The organism is Sphingobium sp., assembly GCF_048594625.1.
In the GTDB taxonomy this organism is placed as follows: domain Bacteria; phylum Pseudomonadota; class Alphaproteobacteria; order Sphingomonadales; family Sphingomonadaceae; genus Sphingobium.
Window position 1 is genome coordinate 1 of the sequence record NZ_JBMDWL010000061.1, and the last position, 4,540, is coordinate 4,540.

The 4,540-nt window shown below is 64.0% G+C and carries 4 protein-coding genes and 1 pseudogene; 2 read left to right on the forward strand and 3 right to left on the reverse strand.

From position 1 onward, the window contains the following. Positions 1 to 483, forward strand: a pseudogene (locus tag ACOJSJ_RS07605) (hydroxyquinol 1,2-dioxygenase); the annotation flags it as partial. Between the two features lie 70 nt (positions 484 to 553). Further along, positions 554 to 1,585 carry a helix-turn-helix domain-containing protein gene (locus ACOJSJ_RS07610; protein WP_420144386.1) on the forward strand — a complete coding sequence of 344 codons (1,032 nt, stop codon included), beginning with the start codon at positions 554 to 556 and terminating at the stop codon, positions 1,583 to 1,585. 102 nt (positions 1,586 to 1,687) lie between these two features. Here ACOJSJ_RS07610 and ACOJSJ_RS07615 read toward each other — a convergent pair whose 3' ends face one another. The 3 genes from ACOJSJ_RS07615 to ACOJSJ_RS07625 form a co-directional block, all read right to left on the reverse strand. Continuing rightward, complete coding sequence (locus ACOJSJ_RS07615; protein WP_420144387.1) at positions 1,688 to 3,313, reverse strand: pilus assembly protein TadG-related protein; 1,626 nt, start codon at positions 3,311 to 3,313, stop codon at positions 1,688 to 1,690. Continuing rightward, complete coding sequence (locus tag ACOJSJ_RS07620; RefSeq protein WP_420144388.1) at positions 3,310 to 3,759, reverse strand: TadE/TadG family type IV pilus assembly protein; 450 nt, start codon at positions 3,757 to 3,759, stop codon at positions 3,310 to 3,312. Before ACOJSJ_RS07620 ends, ACOJSJ_RS07615 begins: the two co-directional genes overlap by 4 nt. A gap of 171 nt (positions 3,760 to 3,930) precedes the next feature. Further along, a partial coding sequence (locus ACOJSJ_RS07625) for a PAS domain-containing protein (protein WP_420144389.1) occupies positions 3,931 to 4,540 on the reverse strand: 610 nt, incomplete at its 5' end.

A 4,540-nucleotide genomic window follows, 5' to 3' on the forward strand; every position in this document is an offset into this window, starting at 1 on the left:
CAGGATGTAGATGGCCAACCCATCGCCAATGCGCAGGTCGATATCTGGCATTCCGATGCCGATGGCCATTATGACATGATGCTGCCGGGTTTCGAAGCCGGCGAAACCGCCATGCGTGCCATGTTGCAGACGCAGGCGGACGGCCGTTTCTGGTTCCGGTCCATCATGCCGACATCCTATCCCATTCCCGACGATGGCCCGGTGGGGGCGATGATGCGCGCGACGCAGCGGTCCAACATGCGGCCGGGCCATGTCCATTTCGTCATCAACGCGCCGGGCTACGAACGGCTGACGACGATGGTTTTCGTGGAGGGAGACGATCATCTGCCCGCCGATCCGGTTTTTGGCGTGAAAGCGGAGCTGATACAGGATTTCGTCCATCTCAATTCAGGCACTCTGCCCGACGGCAGCGCCAGCGCCACGCCGTTCGCGCAGAGCAGTTTCACATTCACCATGGCGCCTGTCCGGCAGGCAAAGGACTGACCCAGTAAGCAAGATGGGCGGGATCGGCAAAAGCCGACCCGTTGTCGATGGAGTGGAAGAGATGAAAGGCATGGCGCAAAATCTGGCCATCATGCAGTCTGCGGGGGACGGCGGCCGACATAATGATACAGGCGGTCGTATCGTCCGCATGCCCCATTTCGTGAAGCGCAAGATGACCGATGTGTTTTACGAGGTGGAACAGGTCAACAGTGCCGATTTCGGCGGCGTGTTCCTATGTTCCGAACTTGGCGAAGCGGACATCGTCTATTCGTCGAGCTGGGGCAGTCCGGCGCGGATCGCCCGGACGGAATATGCCATCCGCAATTCCCCGGCCAACGTGATCCTGCTGGTGCTGGGCGTGGCGGGCAACGCCGAACTCAGCCAAAGCGGTCGAACGACCATGTTGTCGCGTGGGTCGCTGGCGATCGTGGACAGCAGCAAGCCCTATGAAATTTCGGTGCCGAAAGGGTGGAAGGCGATCTGGCTGAAAGTGCCGCGCGCGATGATGGAATCGCGGTTGTTCACCTATGCCGACTGGCTTGGTCGCAGCCTCGATACGCGCGAAGGGTTGGCCTATGCCGCCAATTGCATGATCCATGCCTGCCTTCATGCCAGCAAGATGGTGGAAGGGTCGCAATCCCGTTTCCTCGCGGCGCAGGTGCTCGACCTTGCCTGCACCGCCTTTGCCAATGCCGACGATGCGGTCGGCGCCGGAGTGCAGGGGCGCAGCCGCCATACGGAGGGCATTTTCAACCGGGTGGATCGCTTTATCGAGGGGAATATCCAGAACCCCAGCCTTGGTCCGGCGCTGATTTCACGCGCCTGCGGTGTCAGCGAACGGTATCTGCGCCAGCTTTTCGCCAGTCGCGGCACGACCATGACCACGCTGATCCGGTCGAAACGGCTGGAGGAGTGCCGCCGTCTGCTGAACGGCTATGGCCATTGCATGCCCTCTGTCACCGAAGTGGCGTTCAGCCTTGGCTTTGAGAATATCAGCAGCTTCAACCGGGCGTTCAAGGCGCATTTCGGCATGACCCCGCGACAGGTGCGGTCGCAAAATGCCTATGGCCATGGCGCACCGGGCAGGGTGGCTGCGGCCTGAATTCCGGTCCATGCGAGGGCGGGCGCGCTGGGAAGAAGCGGCATGTCGTGTTTCGAATATGTCGGAAACATTCCGGCACCGAAAACCATGACGGCCGGGCTATCACGCGACGACCGTCGCGACGCCGCATCGGCGCTGATGCACCCTTACCTCCGCCGTGCCCAGCCGGACGCCCAGCGTAGCGGTGACGCTGTTGAGGATGCCGTCCAGCAACGGTGCGGTCGTCCCCAGCAATGCGCCGATCAGCGGGCTGAGCGGGCTGTTGCTGACGATCAGGCCCAGCAGCGAAATCTGGATCTGCGTCCGGGTGGCCAGGCTGGCGGCAATGCCCTGCACCAGATCCTGCGTACTGACGGTCTTGGCCAGCTGAGCCGCGATGTCGGACGGTGAAAAATGCACGGATTGGGTTTGCACGCCGCCCAGGCTGATATTGGCGTAACCGGTCACCCTGGTCCCCAGCGCCGTCGCCAGCACCGCCGGGCGGGGATTGGCGGGCGCGGAAAAATTGGTCAGCGCGTGGACGTCGATTTCCCCCAGCACTGCGCTGCCGATGGATGGTGTTACGGCCAGCGTCACGCCCCCGTCCAGGCCGCACCGAATATCTGACAACCGCGCCTCTGCCGCCGCCAGTTCGACATAAAGCGGGATGCGCACCGACGCGATGCCGGACAGGGCGGCCGCCACCGTGCTTTCCAGATAGATGCGGGTCTGCGCCGTACGCAGCACGACGTCCCGCTTGGCGGTGATGCTGATCAGGGGGGACCGCGTCTGCCCTTCGCCGGTGACCAGCATCAACCGCGTGCTGGTCAGACCCGGCACATTGACATGCAGGTCCATCGGCACTGATGTTCCCGATGGCGGACTGAGCACCATGCGCAGCAGCGAAAAGGCGTCCAGCAGGATATTGGGCTGTCCGGTCGCGTCCGTCGCGCCCCGCGCGGGGCCAAGGTCGACGATGTCGCTCAGGCGCACGGTGCGGCCGGGTATGCGGTTGGCCAGCGCCATCAGGCTGTGGGTGGCGGCGCTGTTCCCCGCCACATCCCCCATCGCACCCAGCAGGTCGGATAGCGGAACCTCACGGTCGAACAGCGTGCCATAGGCTTCGTCGTTTCGGCCGGCCCGCACGCGCAGGGCATCGGCCACATGCAACAGGTCCAGATCGGCGCTGATCAGGCCGTTATAATCCATCACCGACAGGTTGAGTTCGGTCCCCGCCAGACTGGACAGCAGCATGTTGGGCAGGCCGCCGTTGAGCGAAGCCAGACCGGTACCCAGCGAGAAGGCGGCGGCATCCATCTTCGCGGCGGTGGCGCGGGCGCTCAGGTCGATACTGTCGCGCCCCACCAGCAGGCGGCCGAAATAAAGCGGCGTGCGCCGATGCAGTTCCACCCGCATCGCGCCGCCCGCCGGATCGTTCAGGCGGAACCTCTGGTCGAAGGGGACGGCCGGGTCCGACGCATAGCTGCCGCTGTCGATGGCGGCGAGCGCAACGTCGCTGACGCCGCTGCGACCGATCAGCTGTTCGGCAGCGCCCCGTCCGCCATCGGCAGCGGCCAGCGCGGCGGCATCGGTCACCCCCTGCAATTCGCGGCGGGCAAGGTAGATGGAGCCAAGATCGACGGCGACCGTCGCCGCGCCCATCAGCATGAACAGCGAACCGGCCAGGATCATCGTCACGCCACCGCGCCGGTCGCGCATCAGGGCGCGGTATCGATCCATCCGGTTCATTGCACGGCGATCCGGACGACCGCGCTGCGCTCCAACATGGCGCCGGGCATGGGGAATGGTATGGCGGCAAAGAGCGGGGCGTTGGACAGGTTGTAGCGCAGCGTCACGGTATAATAGCCGCCGCTTTCCTCCGCATTCACGCCGATCGTCTGGGCGGCGGGCAGGGGGAAGGCCGCACGGGCGGCCATGATGCTTTGATCCACCAGCAGGCGCCGTTCCCCGCTGTTCAGCCCGGCAACGGACGCGCGGGCCGCATCATTGGCCGCCTGTTGCAGGCTGTGGGCGGTCATGAACCAGCTGCCATAGCCCAATATGCCCATCAGCAGCAGGATCAGCAGCGGTACCGCAAAGGCCGCTTCGATCAGGCTGCTGCCTGTCTGATGCCGTCGCAATCGCGCCAGCAAATGTCCCGATCGGACGATGATGTTGCTGCTGTAGTAGGTCATGCCGCAGATGATAGTTGCACATGCTCAAGATCGCGTTTGCCATATTCCGTCAGCAATTGACGGATTTTACGTAAGTCGGGACGAGTGCATGCCGTCCCGGCCGTGGCATCTGCCGCAGCGATTGCGGAAAGCTGCCGCGCTCCATCCGAAACGGACGTTGTTGTCGCGATTTCATGCTGTGATTGCGGCCGGGGTTACCACGATGATGGCGCCTTCCGTGCCGTAGATGCCATGCAGCCGGGCGATCGCCGTATCGACCTGCGCCACGGCCCCTTCGTTGGTCAGCAATTGGGTATCGAACCGCATGTCGCCCTCGCCGCGCAACACCCGCTCCATCCGTTCGCGGAACATCGGCCGCGCGGGCAGCGCCACCAGATCGGCCATCGGCACATCGGCCAGCCGGTCGGGGTTCAGCCCGACCATTGCGCAGAAGCTGTCATTCACCACTTCGATGAAGCCGCGCATCGACACGCGGGCATAACCCACGCCGCCATGCACGGCCATCGCCTTCAAGATGGCCGATTTGACGTCGGCCAGCCGATGCCGCTGCATGTCGGCCGTAATGTCGCGCAGCAATAATGCGACCCCGCCGGCAAAGGGAAAGGTCTGGACATGCAGCCACATATCCGCGCGAAAGGGGGATGGAATATCGGCGGCGCTCGCTTCTCCGGACGACAGGCTGTGGCGGATATGCGCTTCGGTCAGCGTCCCGTTCAGTTCGGGAAAGGCGTCCCACAGCGTCAGCCCGTCCAGATGCCGGTCCCATCGCCTGGTCATGGCC